This is a genomic window from Actinomycetota bacterium, assembly GCA_035640355.1.
Classification (GTDB): Bacteria; Actinomycetota; UBA4738; order UBA4738; family HRBIN12; genus CALGFI01.
The window spans coordinates 35,761-53,217 of sequence record DASQWI010000016.1; the positions used below are offsets into that span (position 1 = coordinate 35,761).

The window sequence follows — 17,457 nt, forward strand, 5'->3', positions numbered from 1 at the left end:
GTCCGCATCAACGCTGGCGCACCTCGTCACGTGAGGTCGTGGTTACGTACGAAGAGACCGCCCTAGCTGGTCTGGTATTCCGAGGCCGAGGAGATCCCGTGATGTCCCCCTGAGATGTACCGGGACAACGTGTCATCGTCACGTCCTTGTGGCGCCATCCGTCATAGAGGCGACGTCGGCTGAAAAGGGTGAAAGGAGAGGGCTATGGCCGTACAGCTCACTACCGTCATGATCGGGGTCGAGAGCCTCGACCGATCCAAGAAGTTCTACGCCGAAGGACTCGGCTGCGAGATCGCGCAGGACTATCCGCACTTCGTGGCGCTGAACCTCGGCGCGGGATCGTCCTCGCTCGCGCTCTACCCGCGCGAAGCCGCGGCGCAAGACGCCGGCGTGTCGCCGGAGGGTTCCGGGTTCCGCGGCGTCTCGTTCCACTACATCGTCGACTCGAAGGACGCCGTGGACGAAGTCATGAAGAAAGCCATCGCGGCCGGCGGTGACATAGTCAAGGAGGCCGGCGCCACGCAGTGGGGGTACTTCGGCTACTTCGCGGACCCCGACGGCTACCTGTGGAAGGTGGCGACGGGGAACTGATCCGACTTGCGCGATGTCCATCCTCTGACTAAGGTCAGAGGATGGATGGCGTGGCAGTTGGACAGGTTCGGCGGTTCAACCGCCTGGTGACCGAACGCGTCGGAGCGCTCGACGACCACTTTCTCTCGCGCGACCGTCCGCTCGGAGAGGCCCGGGTGCTCTGGGAGATTGGGCCGGATGGCTGCGACGTGCGAGCCCTTCGGTCGCGTCTGGACCTCGACTCCGGCTACCTGAGCCGCCTGCTTCGGTCTCTCGAGCAGGCCGGTCTCGCCACCGGCGAACCGAATGAGCACGACCGCCGCATAAGGACCGTTCGACTCACGGAAGCGGGCCTCGCCGAGCGAGCCGTCCTCGACGAACGGAGCGACGCGCTCGCGGAATCGTTCCTCGCTCCGCTCAACGCGGTGCAGCGGGAACGACTCGTGGCAGCGATGGGGGACGTCGAACGCCTCCTGACGGCGGCGATGATCGACATCCGCCCCACCGACCCCGCCGATCCCGAAGCCCGGTACTGCATGCGCGAGTACTTCGCGGAGCTCGACCGCCGGTTCGACGTGGGCTTCGACCCCGCGGCGAGCATCTCCGCGGACGACGACGAGCTGCGAACGCCGAGAGGTCTGCTGCTCGTCGCCACCCTCCGAACCGAACCCATTGGATGCGGCGCTCTGAAATTCCACGACGGAGCGCCGACCGAGCTCAAACGCATGTGGGTCGCTCCGTCCGTCCGCGGACTCGGCGTCGGACGTCGGCTCCTCTGGGAGCTCGAGCGCGAAGCGGCACGCCACGCCAGTCGCATCGTCCGGCTCGAGACGAACGAGTCGCTCACCGAGGCCATCGCCCTCTACCGCTCGTCGGGCTACGTCGAGGTACCTCCGTTCAACGAGGAGGCCTACGCGCACCACTGGTTCGAGAAGCGCCTCGGCGGCTAACCGATCAGGTTTGCGACGTGGCGACGCCCTCGAGCGAGCGCTCGAGAAACGTCTGCGCCTCGCGTGACCGTCGCCGCCGTTCGGCGGCCTCGTGCTCGTTGCCGCGGCGATCGGACACCTTGGCCAGCGAACGCCACAGCCACCCGCCGAGCTGACGGTCTCCGAGCTCCTCGGTGATCCGCACGGCCTTCATGAGGTCATCCTCGGCGCCATCGAGATCACCGAGCTCGCGGCGGACGTCGCCGCGCTCGGCGATGGCGTCCGCGAGCTCCCACCGCGCACCGAACTCCTCGAAGATCGTGATCCCGCGCTCGATGCACGGGAGCGCGTCCCGGAACCTGCCCAGGTCTTCCAGCACCCGACCGCGCTGAACGCACGTGATCCCGATGCTGAACTGGTCGCCGATCTGCTCCGCGAGCGTCATCGCGTCCATGCTCAGCTTGAGAGCCTCGTCGAGATCGCCTCGGCTATCACGACCGATCGACAGCGAGTTCAACGCCCGAACGCGCGACCACCCGTCATCGGGATCCGCGACGTCGAGCGCCCGGAGCCAGATCGCCTCGGCCTCGTCGAAATCCTTCCGGTTCCACGGGACCCAGCCCGCGAACAGCAACGTGCGGGCGATCGCCCAGGGTTCTCCCATCCGCTCGGCAGCCTGGAGCGAGCGATCCAGGAGCTCCTCCGCCTGATCGAAATCCGCCTCGACGTTGATGGCGATGTCGCCCAGGAACCGCAGCGCGAGCGCGAGCGTGAACGGATCGTCGAGCTCCGTACCGAGCTCGACCGCACGCCGGCACTTGTCGGTGGAAGCGCGGTACTCGCCGAGCCAGTAGTGGGCCTCCCCCATCCCAGCCAGGGCACGGGCCTCGCGCACGCCCCATCGTTCCTCCGGTCCGCTCAGCCCGAGCGCGCGCCCGTAGTAGTCGAGCGCCGAACGGCTCTCCATCCGCCGCCTGGCGCGATCGCCGGCGGAGACCAGCGCGTCTGCCGCCCGCTCAGGCGTGGTCCGGTCGTCGGGATACAGATCAAGCGAGGCGACCGCGGCGAGCTCGAGATGGTCGGCGGCCCACGACGGGTGACCGGTCGAAAGCAACCGGTCGGCGATTGCCTCGTGCAGACGAACACGCTCCCGTTTGGGAAGGCTCGCGTAGGCCACGTCCTTCACGGTGGTGTGCCGAACCCGCCAGCGCTCGGAGGCGCGTTTGCCTTCCTCGTGAACGAGGATCTCCGCCTCCTCGAGCGCGGCGATCTCCTCCCGGGTAGCGCCGGGATCCACGACGAGCAGCTCTTCCAGGTCGAACGAGACGAAGAACGCCGACGCGCGTCGCGCGAGATCGCGGAGCCTCGGTGGCAGCGCGTCGAGGCGCGCCGAGACGGCCGCGTGCACCGTCGGCGGGATGGCCCCTCGATGCGACGGCAGCCCCGTCGCATCGGGCAGCAGCATGCCCGTCGTCTCGACGATGAAGAACGGATTGCCGTCGGCGCGCTCGGCGATCTGGCTCGCCTCGTCGTCCTCGATGCGACCACCCGCCGCCTGCTGAACGAGGTCGATCGACTCCTCCATCGTGAGCGGATCGAGCCGGATGGTGACGGCGTTCACGAGGCTCGCTCCCCAGGTCGATCGCTTGTCGAGCAGCTCCGGTCGCGCGAGGGCAAGGATCATCACGCGGCGCCTGCCGTCGTTGGGCGTCGTCGCCAGTCGCTCGATCAGATCGAGCATCGCCGGCTTGTAGGTGTGCGCGTCCTCGAAAGCGAGCACGTACGTCCGGTCCCGCGCGAGCGCATGAAGCAACGCGATCGTGCCCCCCTGCACCGCCTGACCAAACGCCGCCTGTTGACGCTCGGCCGTCCCGAAGAGCAACGACAGTCTCTCGACGGTCGAGTCCGCGTCTGCTCCCTCGAGTGACGATCCGACGAGCTCGCGCAGCTTCACACGGATCACGTCGGGCGAATCGCTCTCGTCGATGCCGGCCAGATCACCAATGATCGCCGCCGCAGGCGCGAACGTGGCCGTGTCGGAGAACGCGCGGTCCAGGCCGCGCGCGACGGTCACGTCGTCGGCGAGACCGGCGAGGATCTCGTCGGCGAGGCGGGTCTTGCCGATGCCGGGCTCGCCGACCACCGTCACCAGCGACGGACGGCCGGAGCTCGTAACGCGCGACAGGGTCTCGCGGACGATCGTGAGCTCGCTCCCTCTGCCAACGAAGGGGATCGTTCGGCGTCGCGACCTCATCGAGATCCCTTCGACCGGGAACCCGATCAGGTCGCTGGCGAATCCCTGGGCCGCGATCTCCCGGCGAGGCCCGTAGCTGACCGCGGGATCGGTAAGCGCGAACGTCGTCTCGCCGACCAGAACCTCCCCCGGATCGGCGGCGTCCTGCAGGCGCGCGGCGGCATTCACGACCGGTCCGGTCACCAGGAGCTGCCCGGCGGGCCCGATCCCCATGGCCACCTCGCCGGATGCGATCCCGATGTGAACGTCGATCGGCTGGGGCAGCTCGAGCGACTCGGAGAGCCTTCCCATCCGGCCCCGGATGGCCAGGCCGGCGCGAACGGCGCGAAGAGCATCGTCCTCGTGCACGGTCGGGAGCCCGAACACTGCCATCACGGCGTCGCCGATGAACTTCTCGGGCCTGCCCCGGAGCGCAAGCAGCTCCTCGCTGGCCACGTCGAAGAAGCGTCCGAGCACCTCGCGGGCGCGCTCGGGATCCAGGCGCTGGGCCAGACCGGTCGAGTCCACCAGGTCGGCGAACACGACCGTGACCATCTTCCGCTCGTCCGTCCCGAGCGATGTCTCGACCGGCGCGCCGCAATTGGCGCAGAACCGGGCGCGCTCGGAGAGCGGGTCCCCGCAGACGGCGCACATCGGTGGCGCGGCGGATGTCGTCACCCCGGCATCATCTCGCGTCGGGGTGACGGACGGCCGAACGTCAGGCGTCGCGGACGAAACTCCCCTCTCCACGAACAGGAAAACCGCCTCGTCGGAGGGGGAATTCCGTCAGGTTCTGCTGGGTGCCTCCTCCGGAACGACGACGGTCTTGGGGCGCGACGCGGTGCCCCCGACGATGGCCATGATGTCCTCGCCGTCGATCGTCTCCCGCTCGAGCAGCAGGCCGACGACTTCGTCGAGCGCCGTGCGGCGCGACCGCAGCAGCTCTGTCGCCCGCTCATCCGCCTCCTTCAACAGGCGCTCGACCTCCGCGTCGATCAGCCGCTGCGTCTCCTCGGCGTACCCGCGGGAGGAGATCTGTTGCGGCCCCAGGTACTGCGGGCCGTCGTCCGAGTAACCGATCGGTCCGAGACGCGGGCTCATCCCGAACTCACGCACCATCCGTATCGCGAGCTGCGTGGCGCCCGCCAGATCGTTCGCGGCGCCGCTCGAGATCTCGCCGAGGGCGAGCTGTTCGGCGGCCCGCCCGCCGAGCCTGATCGCCAGCGAATCGTGCAGATAGCTTTCGGGGTAGATCCGCCGCTCGTTCTCCGGAAGCTGTTCGGTCACGCCGAGGGCACGTCCCGCCGGAAGGATGGTCACCTTGGCCACCGGATCGGCGTTCTTCGAGAGCGCCGCGACGACCGCGTGTCCCGCCTCGTGAACGGCGACCGAACGTTTCTCCTCGGGAAGCAGCGCGTTCGACGCCTCTCGTCGCCCGAGCAGGATGCGATCGCGCGCCTCGGAGAAGTCGTTCTCCGAGATCCGATCGCGTCCGCCTCGCACGGTGAAGATCGCCGCCTCGTTCACCAGATTCGCCAGGTCCGCGCCCGAGAAGCCCGGCGTGGCCCGGGCCACGGCGTCGAGGTCGACGTCGTTCCCGATGGGCTTCCCCCGAGAGTGCACCGCTAGGATCGCGGCTCGCTCCTTCTGGTTGGGGAGCGGGATCTCGACGTTTCGATCGAAGCGGCCGGGACGAAGCAGCGCGGGGTCGAGGATCTCCGGCCGGTTCGTCGCCGCGAGCACCACGATGCCCGTCGAGCGGTCGAAGCCGTCCATCTCCGCGAGGAGCTGATTGAGGGTCTGCTCGCGCTCGTCGTTCGTGGCGAACCCGGCGCCGCGTCGCTGTCCGATTGCGTCGATCTCGTCGATGAAGATGATCGCCGGGGCACGCTTCTTCGCGTCGGCAAACAGGTCACGCACGCGGGAGGCGCCGACGCCGACGAACAGCTCGACGAAGCCCGAACCGGTGATGGCGAAGAACGGCACGCCCGCCTCGCCGGCAACGGCGCGCGCGAGGAGCGTTTTCCCCGTGCCGGGTGGTCCGACCATGAGGACGCCGCGCGGACCCATCGCGCCGGCTTTCGCGTACCGGTCCGGCTGCTTCAGGAAGTCGACGACCTCGCTGATCTCCTGCTTGGCGCCCTCGTAGCCCGCGACGTCGCTGAACCTCGTCGACGGCGCCTCGGCGTCGTACACCTTCGCTCGGGAGCCGAGGATGCCGCCGACGCCGCCCGCGATCTGCCGCTGCGCGCGCCGGCCGATGTACAGGTACACGCCGATCAGCAACAGGAACGGAAGAAAGCTGAAGATAACGCCGAGGAGCGTCGTTCCGGGCGTCGCCTCCGCGGTGATCTCCACGTCGTTGGCCTCCAGCTCCTCCGCGAGCCGTTGGTCCTGGATCGCGGTGGGGATCTGGGTCTCGTAGTTTCCGCCGCCCGACAGCGTGCCGTTGACCGCGCCGTCCGCGTCGATCACCGCCGTGTTCACGTCGCCGTTGCGAACGCGCGAGAGGAAGTTCGAGTAGCTGAGCTCCGTCGATGTCGGTTCACCCATGCTGGGCAAGAACAAGATGAGGATCGACACGAGGAGTCCGGCCACCAGCAGCCAGTTCCGCCACGCCGGCGGCGGCGGTGGCGCGGGCGCCCTCGGACGCTCCCGATCTGGTCCGGGCTTGGCCTGTTCGGTCATTCGTGAGCCTCCGTTCGAGTGCGTTCTGCGGACGGTGCCGCGTCGATACTGAACTGATGTCCTTCGGCGGTCCAATCCCCGTTACGCGCCGGGCCGGCGTGATAGCCGATCACGTTCTGCGTCGGCAAGGGAATCGCGCCGTTCGGCTTCCTCGATTCGCGATATGTCGAAGACCGACATCACGGTCTCGAAGATGCTAAGGAACCCGGCGGCGAACGACAGAAGGATCGCCCACGCGAGGTCCTCGCGTGTCGGGTGGAGACCGCCGACGGCCCACGGCGCCACGATGAGGAACGCTGCCAGCGCGGTCGTGACGAGTTCCATCACCAGGAATCCCGGAGAGCGTGACGCGCGGCTGACTCCGCCGACCCGGACGAGCGAGTCGACGTTCGCCGCGATCAGCGTCACGCACAGGATCGCGAACAGGATCCTGCTCCATACGAGATCGAGAGCGACAAGCGAGAGTGACAGGCCGAGCGGGATCGCGAACACGATCAGCGTGATCCGCGTCCCGGCTCGAAGGTACGGCTCAACTATGGCACGTACGTGTTCGAGCCGGCGAAGGCCCGACTCGATGTAGAAGAAGATGCCGACGAAGAACAAGCCGATGAGCGTCGCCGAGACCTCGGCCATGTTCAGCAGGAACGCGTCGGTCACCGGTTGCACGGTCGAAGCGTAGTATTCGCGCGCGGGGAGCTCTTGCGTCACCGTTCGACGAGCTCGTCCGCGAGCATCTCCATGAGCATGCCGTCGTGCCACGTGCCGTCGGGGCCACGCTCGTACGAGCGCATGACGCCGACCTTGCTGAACCCGACCTTCTCGTACGCGCGGATCGCCGCGTTGTTATCCGCCGCCGGATCGATCGTCAGCCGATGATGGCCCCGATTGGCGATCAGGTGCTTGGCGAGAACGCGGATCGCCTCGGAGCCGATGCCCTGGTTATGTCGAGTCGTCGTCAGGAAGATGTCGATGCTCGCGTGGCGATACATCGGATCGTCCTCTTCGCCGTACTGGATCACTCCGACCGCGTCGCCGTCGACCTCGATGACGAAGACCTTCGCGTCGCCGACGAACTGGTCTTCGATTTCCGTGCGCTCGACCCGTCCCCATCGCCGCGCCACCTCGGGCTCACGAAGGATGGACAGCAGCACGTCGACGTCGTCGGTCCGACCCGGGCGGAGCACGACACGAGGCCCGTTCAGCACGAGGCCCACGGATTATGGGGAGGTGGTGGCGGATCGGTGCAAGCTGATGCCTTCGCCGCCCGGATGTGACTCCAGCGCCATGCCCGGTCCCCCTTCCCGTCGGGTCAGCCCTCGAGCAACTTCTTGAGGCTCCCCAGGACCGTCGTCCAGCTCGTCTCGGAAACGGCCTTCGTCTCCTCGGACGGGAGGTTCGTTTCGGAGACGGTGAGCTCGGTCCTTCCGTCACGTTCGGCCAGCGCCCACGTCACCTCCTGATAGTGCTCGGGCCGATCCGGTAATCCCGAGAGATCGCTCCAGTGCGTGTGGACGAGGAGCCGATCCGGTTCGATCCGGACGATCGTTCCCTTGTCCACGTAAGGCTTGCCCTGCCACTCGCCCGTATGGACGATGTCGCTTCCCTCGGTCCAATCGCTCTGCGTGTCGACGCCGAAGAACCACTGCTTGATGATGCTCGGCGTCGTCAGCGCTTGCCAAACCTCGACAGCGGGCGCCTCGATCTCGACGGAGGCGCTCGCGTTCAGGTCCGTGGGCATGTCGTTCCTTTCAACCGCGCGTTCTGGATTGGATTCCGTCGCTCATGGACCCCACGGTACGTGATGTGTGTGGAACGCCACGGTACGCGATGTGCGTGCGACGGACCCCAGCATCCGCGTGGCGTTGACCGATAATGCGCCACGGTGACGATCGCCGACGGGAAGATGGCCGATCGCGAGCTTTCGCGGGCTCGCGTCGTCGACTCGCTTTCGCGGGGAGGCTTCGTCTCGCCGGATGCGGAGGCCGACGTGCTCATCGCGGCCGCGGGGGAAGGCGTCGGCCCGCTCGACGAGCTCGTGAGGCGGCGACTCGGTGGGGAACCGCTCGCGTGGATCACGGGATCGGTCCGGTTCTGCGGGGCGCGGATCCGCGTGCGCCCCGGCGTGTTCGTGCCGCGGCCGCACACCGAGACCCTGGCGATCCGCGCGTCGGCGTTGTTGCCGGACGACGGCAACTGCGTCGACCTGTGCACGGGCAGCGGTGCCGTCGCCGTGGTGGTGATGGCTGCGCATCCGGGCGGGAACGTCGTGGGTACCGACATCGACCCTGTCGCCGTCGCATGTGCTCGCGAGAACGGCGTCGACGCACGGCTCGGCGATCTCGACGAACCGCTCCCCCACTCGCTGCACGGTCGCGTCGACGTCATGACCGCCGTCGTGCCGTACGTGCCCACGGAAGCACTGCACCTGCTGCCCCGCGACGTGCTGGCGCACGAACCTCGCCGTGCCCTCGATGGTGGAGACGGCGGGACGGCGATGCTCGGGCGTGCGGCCGAAGCGGCCGCTCGATTGGTCCGGCCGGGCGGGAGCGTGCTGCTCGAGCTCGGCGGAACCCAGGCGGATCCTGTGTCAGCGCGGCTGCGCGCACCGGGGTTCGAGGCGATCAGGGTGCACCGCGACGACGACGGGTTCGACCGCGCCCTCGAAGCGCGAAAGGCATCGACGTCTTCAGTCGAGGGGCGCGAGCTGTAGCTCGGCGAGTCGGTCGGGATCGGCGATCATCGAGATCTCCACGATCGCCCCGGCCGACACCGTGCATTCGAACACCACGCGCGGCCTCCCCTCGGAGGACCACACCAGACCGGCGAGGCCATCGACGAGCATCGGTCGCGCCGCTCGCGCTCGCCCGACGAACGTCTCGGCCACCGAGCGCGCGCCGCGGACCAGGGTGGGCGAGCCGATCGCCGCAGCAGCTTCGTCCGCCCGAAGGACGACGTCTGGATCGAGCACCGCGAGCAGCGCGTCGAAGTCTCCGCCGCGAGCGGCAGCGAGGAATGCAGTCACCACTTCCCGCTGACGGACGCGGGTCGCCGCATCGATCGCCGGCGCGGCATCGATCTCCGACGCCGCACCGGTCGCCGGGGCCGCACGAACGCGGCGACGCGCGCGGCTCGCCAGCTGTCGTGCCGCGTCCGGTGAACGACCGACGATCGTTGCGATCTCCTCGAACGGCACCGCGAACATGTCGTGCAGGACGAACGCGACGCGCTCCGGCGGCGAGAGCGTATCGAGAACCACGAGCATGGCGAGTCCTACCGAATCGGCCATCAGGACGTCATCCTCGGGGTTCGACGACTCGACGTCATGACGCTCCCCGACCTGCTCGTCGAGCGATACCTCGAGTCGCGATCGCCGTGACCGCAACATGTCGAGACACACCCGGGCGACCACCGTCGTCAGCCATCCTCCGAGGTTGTCGATCTCGGCTGCGCCCGACCGGCTGAGGCGCAGCCACGCCTCCTGAACGGCGTCCTCCGCCTCGCTCGCCGAACCGAGCATGCGGTACGCCACAGCGCTGAGATGCCGTCGGCTCTCCTCGAACCGTTCGGTCAGCCAACCGTCGTCGTTCCTGGTCACCATGCCCTCATGACGGAACAAACCGCTCCGGTGTGACGGCGCCTCAGCCAGTGAGGTCGCTGAAGAGCGTCAGCTGCAGCCCGGCCGGAGCCTCGAGTCGGGCGTTGAGCGAGCTCCACGGCGTTCGAGTCGGCTCGGCGAGAACCTTCGCGCCGGCCGCCGCGAGCTCAGCCGTGAGTGCTGTGCTGTCATCGACCTTGAACGCGATGCGCACGTGTCCGGCGACGCGACGACCGACCTCGACCTCGTCGATGTAGTCGGCCTGGAGCGGATCGGCGAGCTCGAGCGTCGCGCGGCCTGCGTCGAGGATGGTGACCCGCCCGCCGCCGCCCGACACGAACTCCGCGTGCTCGCGCAGGCCGAGCACGTCGCGATAGAAGCCGAGCGCTTCGTCGTAGTCCTCGGCCGTGACGACGACACGCATCTCGTGAACCCGTTCGGACATCGCTCTTCTCCTAATTCAGTGCCGAAGCTACCGGTTGATCTCGACCGGCGTGCCGAGCGGGAGGTCGAGCAGTGCACGCATGTCGTCGTTGTAGACGCGTACGCACCCGTGCGAAACCGCCTGCCCGCGGTTGCTCGCATACGGCGTGCCGTGGACCGCCATCCGGCCCTGTCCGGGCCAATCCGAGAGAACCGGTGAGAATCCGGAGAGTCCGAGCGCCATGATCCCGTACGGATTGTTCGGGTTCTCGTAGGGGACCTTCACCCAGACGTAGAACCGTCCCACGCCGGTCGGGTACTGCTCGGTTCCCACGCCGACGCGGAACGAATTGGCGAGCTCGTCGCCCTCGTAGTGACGGAGCACGCGACGCGAGAGGTCGACCTCGATGCGCTGCTCTCGCTCGCGGATCTCCACTTCGTCGGACTTCACCCACGCCGACGTGCCGTTCGGCCGGAGTGGGAGGAGCACCTCGAGCCATTCCACGCCGTCGCGGCGGGTGGCCCCGTCGATCAGCAGCGGCGCGAGCTGACCCATCGGGTTCTGTGTGTCGAACGAGAAGTCCGGGCCCCCACTTTGTCCGGGCATCTCCCACATCGGCGTGTATCGCGATCGCGGCACGGCGACGAAATCGCCCTGCTCGGGCAGGATCCGTTGGGGTTTCTGCCCGGGGTCGGCGGCCGGTTGCGGCGATTCTGTTGACTGGGACTCGGCTTGGGCTTCGTGTTCGGGCTCGGGCTCGGGCGAGCCGGCTATCTGCGGCGTTGTTGCTGCGGACGAGCACGCCACGAATAGAAGCGTGAGCGCCAGGACGAGCGAGGATGACCGGCCACGCACGCGAGCATCATTGCACCGCTACGCGGGACCCTCCACGTTCACTACTGGCTCGCCACGTCCGGAACGAACGACGACGGCCGTTCCCCCAACGTCGGACGGATTGGACTCCCGATGCACCGACCCACTCGGCACGAATAGGAAGTCACCGGGACCGGCCTCACTCACGTTCGTTCCGCCCGGTCCCGATTCCATCCGCAACCGCCCGGTCATCACGTAGATCACGGACTCGTAGTCGCCGTGATGGTGCCATCCAGAGACCATGCCGGGGTCCGTGTGCACGAGCCCGCCCCACGTGCTGTCGGTGGCAACCGCCTCCTCCCGACGCATCCCCGACGTCGGCGCACCGGCGCGTCGACCGGTCTCGTCGATGTGCACCACCGGGTCGGCTTCGCCCATCGCTCCCTCTCTTCGTTCGCCGCGCGGATGATGACACGTGGCGGCAAGTCGGGACTTGTACCATCGTCGTGCGCGGGCGTGGTGGAACGGTAGACACGCCGGCTTTAGGTGCCGGTGCTCGAGAGAGCGTGGGGGTTCGAGTCCCTCCGCCCGCACGATCATTCAAGTCCTCCGCCCGCACGATCAACACTCGAGCCACGGCTCCCGCAAAAGGACCGCAAAGACCGAAGAGGTACTCACGGGCGCGGCGACTACCGCGCCTGAGCGCGCACCTATAAGTGGCTGCTGGATGGACGCGGAGCTCGACCGCTACGGCGGCGCGCGTTCCGCGGCCTCGAGCACCGTGCCGTCCGAACGGGAGAACCTCGGCAGGTCGTCCACGATCTGCACCGAGAACCGCTTGTGGTGGATCAGCCCGTGGTGTCGCCGACACAGCAGCACGAGGTTCGACAGCGCGGTTGGACCACCGTTGGTCCAGTGGACAACGTGGTGCGGGTCGCACCACGAAGGTGGTCTGCCGCAGTCGGGGAAGGCACACCCGCCGTCTCTGACGATCAGCGTCTTTCGGATCCACGGCGGGGTGATTCGGGTGGTCCGTCCCACGTCGAGCGGTCTCGAGTCGGCGTCGGTGATCACCCTCGTCACCTGGGCATCGCACGCCCACGTCAGCGCGTCCGCCGCGGAGATGGCGCCGACGTCGGTGAGCCGCCCGGCAAGCCGCGCGCCGGCGGACCGAGCGGTGCCCGGACTGTTCTCCCTTCGACCGAGGCTCCCCGCGTCGATGGTGACGATGACGTGGGGACGCTCCCCGGCCACCGTCGGCCGGCCCGAGGAGTCGAGCCACTGGCGGCAGATCTCGCCCAGGGCGTCGGCCCGGCGACGGGCGGGGGAGCGGGTGTCGGTCCGGTCGTTGGAGCGAACCTCCGCGTCCTGCACCGCTCGGAGCGCGGTGATCATTACCTGGGTCGTCTCGGCGTTCAGGTCGCCTGAGAGCCTGCCCCGGCCGGGGAGGGTGGGTGTCAGGAACAGCTCCTGGCGATCGTCCTCGGCCTCGTCGGCGTGGTCGTGGCGCCACCGCGTCACCGTGTCCTTGAGTCCCTCGACAGGCATCGTTCTCGCCGCGTCGACGAGCTGTGCTTCCGAGCGCGAGAACGCTTCGGGCGAAGCGTCACGGGCGTGCGCCAGCAATGACACCGCTGACGATGAAACGTCGCCCGAGGCAGTGCATCCGCAGCAACCGGCATCGCCTCCAACGCCCGGGCCATCCGAACGTGACCAGCGGCCGTCGACGGCGCGACGCGATGTCTGGAGGCGAGCCATGATGCCAGCGAGAGATGGCCGTCACGGCTCCACACCTCGCGCCGTTGCAGCTCGGCGAGCCGACGCGCGCGGGATGATTTCGAGTTGTCGAGTGGCGCGCTCGACTTCGTCAAGATCGGCGACCAGTTGATCGTCGGTCAGCGCGGCGTCATCAACGACCAACAAGCCGTCGAGAGCGGACCGCAACTCGCTCATCGCGCGAGTGTGATGGGAGCGAACATGCGTGCGACGCTACACCGAGCCACTGACACTCAATCGAACGATCGCTGCGAACGACTTCATGGAGACGAACCGAACGACTTCACGGAATGCGACTAGGAGAATGTGACTGAATGTGGACTGGTGGAGGCTCCACTAGTCCTTGCGACGAACGGACCGATCGATCCTGCGAGCTACTGCCGTGCGATCCGCGCCGCGCCGGGTTCCGAAGGCGAAGGCATGACCGTCACCATGTCGGCGCGCGGAAGGCTGAACGAGAACGTCGATCCTTCAGTCGGCCGGGAGACCAGCCACAGGCGGCCCTCCATCGCCTCGATCAGCTGACGAGCGATATACAGGCCGAGGCCGGTTCCGCCGGCGTTCGGATCGACGCCGTTCTCAGCACGGTAGAAGCGGTCGAACACACGCTCCGGGTCTGGCAACAGGACGCCCGGCCCATGGTCCCGCACCGAAACCGTGCCCTCCTCGCCGATCGCCAGCACGCTGACCTCGACGGGCTGATCCGCGGGCGAGTACTTCAACGCGTTCGACAACAGGTTCGACACCACCTGCTGCACGCGGAACGGATCTCCCTTGATGAGAATCGGACCCATTCCATTGTGCAGCGTGATCGTTCGGGCAGAGAACTGATCCCGGAACTCGGCCACCTGGTCGGAGACGAGCTGCGTGACGTCGAGCGGCTGAATGTCCATGACGAGCGTTCCCGACTCGATCTGCGAGACGTTCAGCAGATCCATGATCAGTCGCTCGAGCCGGTCGGTCTGCCGCATCATGATCCGGTAGTACTCTCGGCGTGCTTCGGGCGAGTCGTCGGCCGTGCCGTCGAGCAGCGTCGCCAGGAATCCCTTCAACGGTGTGAGCGGTGTCCGCAGCTCGTGCGAGACCATGGCGACGAAGTCCTTCTTCATCTGCTCGGTCTGCACCTCGGCCGTGACGTCGTGCACGACGACGACGCGCGAGCTCGTCATGCCGTCGCGATCGCGAACGGTCGTCCCCGCGTGACGGATCCACCGGCGCTCCCCGCCCTTGGTCGTGATGAGCGAGTCATGTTGCTCTGCCGGCGTGCTGTTCGGGTCGAACGACGTCCGCAGCGCCCCATCCGACAGCGCCGGCAAACCGAACACGTCCTCGGACGACCGGCCGACGGTCTCGGCGCGCGAATACCCGGTGATGCGCTCCATGGCCGGGTTCCACGACACGATGCGACGGTCGTGCGCAACGACGAAGATTCCGTCGGACGTGTGCGCCACGATCTCCGCCAATTGCGCTTGCTCGAACGTCTGGAAGAACAGCTTGTGGTTCTCGAGCCTGACGGAGATCTGCGTGGCGAGGGCATCTAGCAACGCGCGCTCGGATGGGCGAAGGGGCTCGTCGCGGTAGATCGCGACCACGCCGCGTGCGTCGTCCTGGCCGCCGATCATCGCGATCTGCGGCGACAGCCCCATGTGCACCCGAACGAACGCTTCGAGTTTCGGTTGGTGCGCGTTGCCGCTGCCGTTCGCCGACGGCGCCGGCTTCAGCGAGCGCGTGCCGTTCGAGGTGTGCACCGTGATCCGCTCGTCATCGAGCACGACGAGCTCGACCGACCTCGCCTCGAGCATCTGCTCGAGCAGCTGCAGGAAGGGACGGAAATCGCCCGTCGTCTCGATCGGGCCCGACAGCGCACGACCCGCCTCGTACAGGTCGCGCATGTGGTTGCGTTCGCGCACCGATCGGATCCACTGCCGGTACGCGAGGTACGACAGGACCATCGGGATCACCAGGAGCGGCAGGCCGGCGGGGGTCGCCACCCACAGCATCGCGGCCAGGATGCCCAGCGCGGTGTTCCCCGCCCAGTGCAGGACGTTTACGGCGAGGGGGGGAGCGAGGATCGTCACGAACGACTTGCGCTCAACGAACGCGATCACCAGGACCACGAGGTTGGCGTTGACAAGGAAGTACGCAGCCATCGAGACGCCGATCGCCAGCCATGTGGCCGGCTCTGAGGGCGGACCCACCGGCTCGAACAAAGCGAAAACGATCTCGCCCGCGCTGATGCCGAGGACGAACTGTCCGACATTGAACGCGACCTTCTGCCACGCCCAACGCCTCGCGAGGTGGCCGATGAGGACGCCGGCGGCCACGGAGTAGGTCAGGACGCTCGGCCGTGCGAGCGGGAGAGCCGCGGCCCATAGGGCATCGGTGAGCGTGAAGTTCACCGTCTCGGTCCGGTGACGCAGCGGGATCGAGAACTGTTCGGCTGCCGCGATCGCCAGCGCCAACGCGATGACTGCGATGAAGTCCTGCCGGCTCCACGACTCGAGCGTCGGAAGTTGCGCAACGAGGATCCCGACCGCCGAGCCGGCGGTGGCGATGATCAGCACCCTTGCCGACAGCGGAAGGGAAGGTTTCTCGCTCACCTCGTCAGCTCCAGACGTTGGCGCTCCACGACGAGGCGCTCCAACTCGTCCCACTCCAACTGGTGCCGCTCCAGCTCGTCCCACTCCAACTGGTGCCGCTCCAACTCGTTCCACTCCAACTCGTGCCGCTCCACGACGTGGCGCTCCAACTCGTGCCGCTCCACGAAGTGGCGCTCCAAGAGGTCGCGTTCCAACCTGGCGTGACCGCCACGATCGCCGCCCAGGCGGTCGTGGACCATGACGTTGCGGACCACGACGTCGCGGACCACGGTTGCCCGAGCACGTCGACCTCGCCCTGAATGAGGTCCCCGACGCCGTCGCCATCCGGATCGGCGTAGACATGGAACGTACCGCGACTCGCTTCGAGCGAGCCAAGACCGGTGGACGGAACGAGTCCGACGTTTTCGGGGACCCAGCGGAACTTGCCCTGCCGCGCGCCGATTACGGCTCCGGCCGCGTCGACGAGGCCCGCGCCCCCGCCGGAGCGGTACGCCGAGGACTTGGTGGCGGAACCGAGGAGCGTCGCCTTGGCAATGTCGGGCGTCATCGATGGGTCCGCCTGGAACATCAGCGCGGCGACACCGGACACGATCGCCGCAGCTTGCGACGTCCCCGTTCCCTTGATGTACGCATTGTCGACGACGGCCTCGGGGTGGGTCTGGTCGACGACACTCCCGACCGCACGCGGCGCGACGATCGTGATACCGGGCGCGACGAGGTCCGGCTTGAGGAACCCATCCGGCGTGGCGCCCCAGCTCGAGAACGGCGCCACGACGTCGTCGAAGCGATCCGACGTTCCGTTGAGGTCGGCCGCGCCAACGGTGACCACGAACGGGTCGTCACCAGGCTTGTTGATCGTCCCGCCGTTCGGGCCTCGGTTGCCCGCCGACGTGATGACCAGGATGCCGCCGAGCCAGACCTGTTCGACGGCGTAGTTCAACGGATCGAGGAGGTAGCTCTGTCGGGAGTCCGTTCCAAATGCGAGATTCAGCACGCGGATGCCGTAGGTCGACCTGTTCGCCAGGACCCACTGCAGCCCGGCAATGACGACGGAGACGTCGGTGGACCCGTCGGCGCCGGCGACCTTGACGGAGACGAGGTTCGCGCGCGGGGCCACGCCCTTCCATTCGCCGGCTGAGGACGCGCCGTTGCCGCCGATGATGCCAGCCATGTGAGTTCCGTGCCCGTACCGGTCGAAACCGTCCTGCTCGGGCGTGAGGTCGACCCTCGCCAGAACGCGGTCCCCGAAATCAGGGACTTGGCTCACGCCGGTGTCGAGGACTGCCACCGTGACGCCGGCGCCCGTGTATGAATCCTCGACGTGCGTCAGCCGGATGGAGTGACGCCATGCGGTGTTCGGGCTTTCGGTGTTGTACGACGTGGTGGACGACATCTCCACCGTCGCGTCGCCCCACACGAGCTCGACGGCGGATGAGCGGGCGAGGGCCGGTACGTCTTCTGCGGTAAGGCGCGCCGAGAAGCCCTGGACGATCGGGAGCTGGGTCGTCACCCTTCCGCCGAGGCTCCGAACGAGCGCCTCCGCGGAGGCGGAAGCGGGAACGGTCTCCCTGACGATGACGCGTACGGTCGCGTGGGGAGTCTGGGCGACGGCGTCGGCGACGCCGGGATCGACCTTGGTGGCCGGAAACGTTGGAGCGTCGAAGATCTCCGCGGCGGGACCTGCGAGTGTTCCGGCGAGGATCAGCGCGACGGCCGCGGCTGCGAATCGAATCGCGATGGTACGAGGAGCCGGCAGGCCGACCGGCAGCCCGACCCTCGCCGTCGCGTCCGACATCCCCGCTCGTCTCCCTTTTTCCCAGGCCCCGACG

15 protein-coding genes and 1 tRNA gene are annotated in these 17,457 nt (G+C 67.8%); 4 read left to right on the forward strand and 12 right to left on the reverse strand.

Annotated elements, in window-relative coordinates:
• Nucleotides 1-204: 204 nt before the first annotated feature.
• A complete protein-coding gene (locus tag VFA08_08380) occupies nucleotides 205-591 on the forward strand; it encodes a VOC family protein (protein ID HYZ13605.1) in 387 nt (128 codons plus the stop codon).
• A 41-nt stretch (nucleotides 592-632) separates the two neighbouring features.
• Entirely contained in the window at nucleotides 633-1,520 is an 888-nt protein-coding gene (locus VFA08_08385) for a helix-turn-helix domain-containing GNAT family N-acetyltransferase (protein ID HYZ13606.1), read from the forward strand.
• A 4-nt stretch (nucleotides 1,521-1,524) separates the two neighbouring features.
• Here VFA08_08385 and VFA08_08390 read toward each other — a convergent pair whose 3' ends face one another.
• From VFA08_08390 to VFA08_08410, 5 genes are all read right to left on the reverse strand, one after another.
• A complete protein-coding gene (locus VFA08_08390; GenBank protein ID HYZ13607.1) occupies nucleotides 1,525-4,410 on the reverse strand; it encodes an adenylate/guanylate cyclase domain-containing protein in 2,886 nt (961 codons plus the stop codon).
• A 108-nt stretch (nucleotides 4,411-4,518) separates the two neighbouring features.
• Entirely contained in the window at nucleotides 4,519-6,420 is a 1,902-nt protein-coding gene (gene ftsH / locus VFA08_08395; GenBank protein ID HYZ13608.1) for an ATP-dependent zinc metalloprotease FtsH, read from the reverse strand.
• Between the two features lie 81 nt (nucleotides 6,421-6,501).
• On the reverse strand, nucleotides 6,502-7,086 hold the full coding sequence (locus VFA08_08400) for a hypothetical protein (protein ID HYZ13609.1): 585 nt from the start codon (nucleotides 7,084-7,086) through the stop codon (nucleotides 6,502-6,504).
• A gap of 38 nt (nucleotides 7,087-7,124) precedes the next feature.
• Nucleotides 7,125-7,604 (reverse strand): GNAT family protein, encoded by a 480-nt coding sequence (locus VFA08_08405; protein HYZ13610.1) that lies wholly within the window; start codon nucleotides 7,602-7,604, stop codon nucleotides 7,125-7,127.
• 125 nt (nucleotides 7,605-7,729) lie between these two features.
• On the reverse strand, nucleotides 7,730-8,158 hold the full coding sequence (locus VFA08_08410; GenBank protein HYZ13611.1) for an SRPBCC domain-containing protein: 429 nt from the start codon (nucleotides 8,156-8,158) through the stop codon (nucleotides 7,730-7,732).
• A 144-nt stretch (nucleotides 8,159-8,302) separates the two neighbouring features.
• On the opposite strand from VFA08_08410, the gene VFA08_08415 reads away from it, so the two are divergent.
• Nucleotides 8,303-9,130, forward strand: a complete 828-nt coding sequence (locus VFA08_08415; protein ID HYZ13612.1) for a HemK/PrmC family methyltransferase — start codon at nucleotides 8,303-8,305, stop codon at nucleotides 9,128-9,130.
• On the opposite strand, the gene VFA08_08420 is transcribed toward VFA08_08415, so the two are convergent.
• The 4 genes from VFA08_08420 to VFA08_08435 are packed head-to-tail and all read right to left on the reverse strand — an operon-like array spanning nucleotide 9,107 to nucleotide 11,690.
• Nucleotides 9,107-10,015 (reverse strand): sigma-70 family RNA polymerase sigma factor, encoded by a 909-nt coding sequence (locus VFA08_08420; protein ID HYZ13613.1) that lies wholly within the window; start codon nucleotides 10,013-10,015, stop codon nucleotides 9,107-9,109. The genes VFA08_08415 and VFA08_08420 overlap by 24 nt on opposite strands.
• 43 nt (nucleotides 10,016-10,058) lie before the next feature.
• Nucleotides 10,059-10,460, reverse strand: coding sequence for a VOC family protein (locus tag VFA08_08425; protein ID HYZ13614.1), 402 nt, complete (start codon nucleotides 10,458-10,460; stop codon nucleotides 10,059-10,061).
• Between the two features lie 27 nt (nucleotides 10,461-10,487).
• Nucleotides 10,488-11,294 (reverse strand): L,D-transpeptidase, encoded by an 807-nt coding sequence (locus VFA08_08430; GenBank protein HYZ13615.1) that lies wholly within the window; start codon nucleotides 11,292-11,294, stop codon nucleotides 10,488-10,490.
• An 18-nt stretch (nucleotides 11,295-11,312) separates the two neighbouring features.
• The gene (locus VFA08_08435) at nucleotides 11,313-11,690 is read right to left on the reverse strand and encodes a cupin domain-containing protein (protein ID HYZ13616.1); all 378 of its coding nucleotides are present in this window, start codon (nucleotides 11,688-11,690) and stop codon (nucleotides 11,313-11,315) included.
• A 72-nt stretch (nucleotides 11,691-11,762) separates the two neighbouring features.
• On the opposite strand from VFA08_08435, the gene VFA08_08440 reads away from it, so the two are divergent.
• Nucleotides 11,763-11,845, forward strand: a tRNA-Leu gene (locus VFA08_08440).
• 154 nt (nucleotides 11,846-11,999) lie between these two features.
• Here VFA08_08440 and VFA08_08445 read toward each other — a convergent pair.
• The 3 genes from VFA08_08445 to VFA08_08455 form a co-directional block, all read right to left on the reverse strand.
• Nucleotides 12,000-13,010: a DUF222 domain-containing protein gene (locus VFA08_08445; GenBank protein ID HYZ13617.1), complete on the reverse strand. Its 1,011-nt coding sequence runs from the start codon at nucleotides 13,008-13,010 to the stop codon at nucleotides 12,000-12,002.
• A 392-nt stretch (nucleotides 13,011-13,402) separates the two neighbouring features.
• On the reverse strand, nucleotides 13,403-15,628 hold the full coding sequence (locus tag VFA08_08450) for an ATP-binding protein (protein ID HYZ13618.1): 2,226 nt from the start codon (nucleotides 15,626-15,628) through the stop codon (nucleotides 13,403-13,405).
• Nucleotides 15,629-15,632: 4 nt separating this feature from the next.
• The gene (locus VFA08_08455) at nucleotides 15,633-17,423 is read right to left on the reverse strand and encodes a S8 family peptidase (protein HYZ13619.1); all 1,791 of its coding nucleotides are present in this window, start codon (nucleotides 17,421-17,423) and stop codon (nucleotides 15,633-15,635) included.
• Nucleotides 17,424-17,457 lie beyond the last annotated feature (34 nt).

Bases quoted from the DNA above. Each gene is read 5' to 3' on its own strand.
- VFA08_08385 (HYZ13606.1), top strand. From the start codon at position 633: ATGGATGGCGTGGCAGTTGGACAGGTTCGGCGGTTCAACCGCCTGGTG.
- VFA08_08455 (HYZ13619.1), bottom strand. From the start codon at position 17,423: ATGTCGGACGCGACGGCGAGGGTCGGGCTGCCGGTCGGCCTGCCGGCT.
- VFA08_08435 (HYZ13616.1), bottom strand. From the start codon at position 11,690: ATGGGCGAAGCCGACCCGGTGGTGCACATCGACGAGACCGGTCGACGC.
- VFA08_08425 (HYZ13614.1), bottom strand. From the start codon at position 10,460: ATGTCCGAACGGGTTCACGAGATGCGTGTCGTCGTCACGGCCGAGGAC.
- ftsH (HYZ13608.1), bottom strand. From the start codon at position 6,420: ATGACCGAACAGGCCAAGCCCGGACCAGATCGGGAGCGTCCGAGGGCG.
- VFA08_08410 (HYZ13611.1), bottom strand. From the start codon at position 8,158: ATGCCCACGGACCTGAACGCGAGCGCCTCCGTCGAGATCGAGGCGCCC.
- VFA08_08380 (HYZ13605.1), top strand. From the start codon at position 205: ATGGCCGTACAGCTCACTACCGTCATGATCGGGGTCGAGAGCCTCGAC.
- VFA08_08445 (HYZ13617.1), bottom strand. From the start codon at position 13,010: ATGGCTCGCCTCCAGACATCGCGTCGCGCCGTCGACGGCCGCTGGTCA.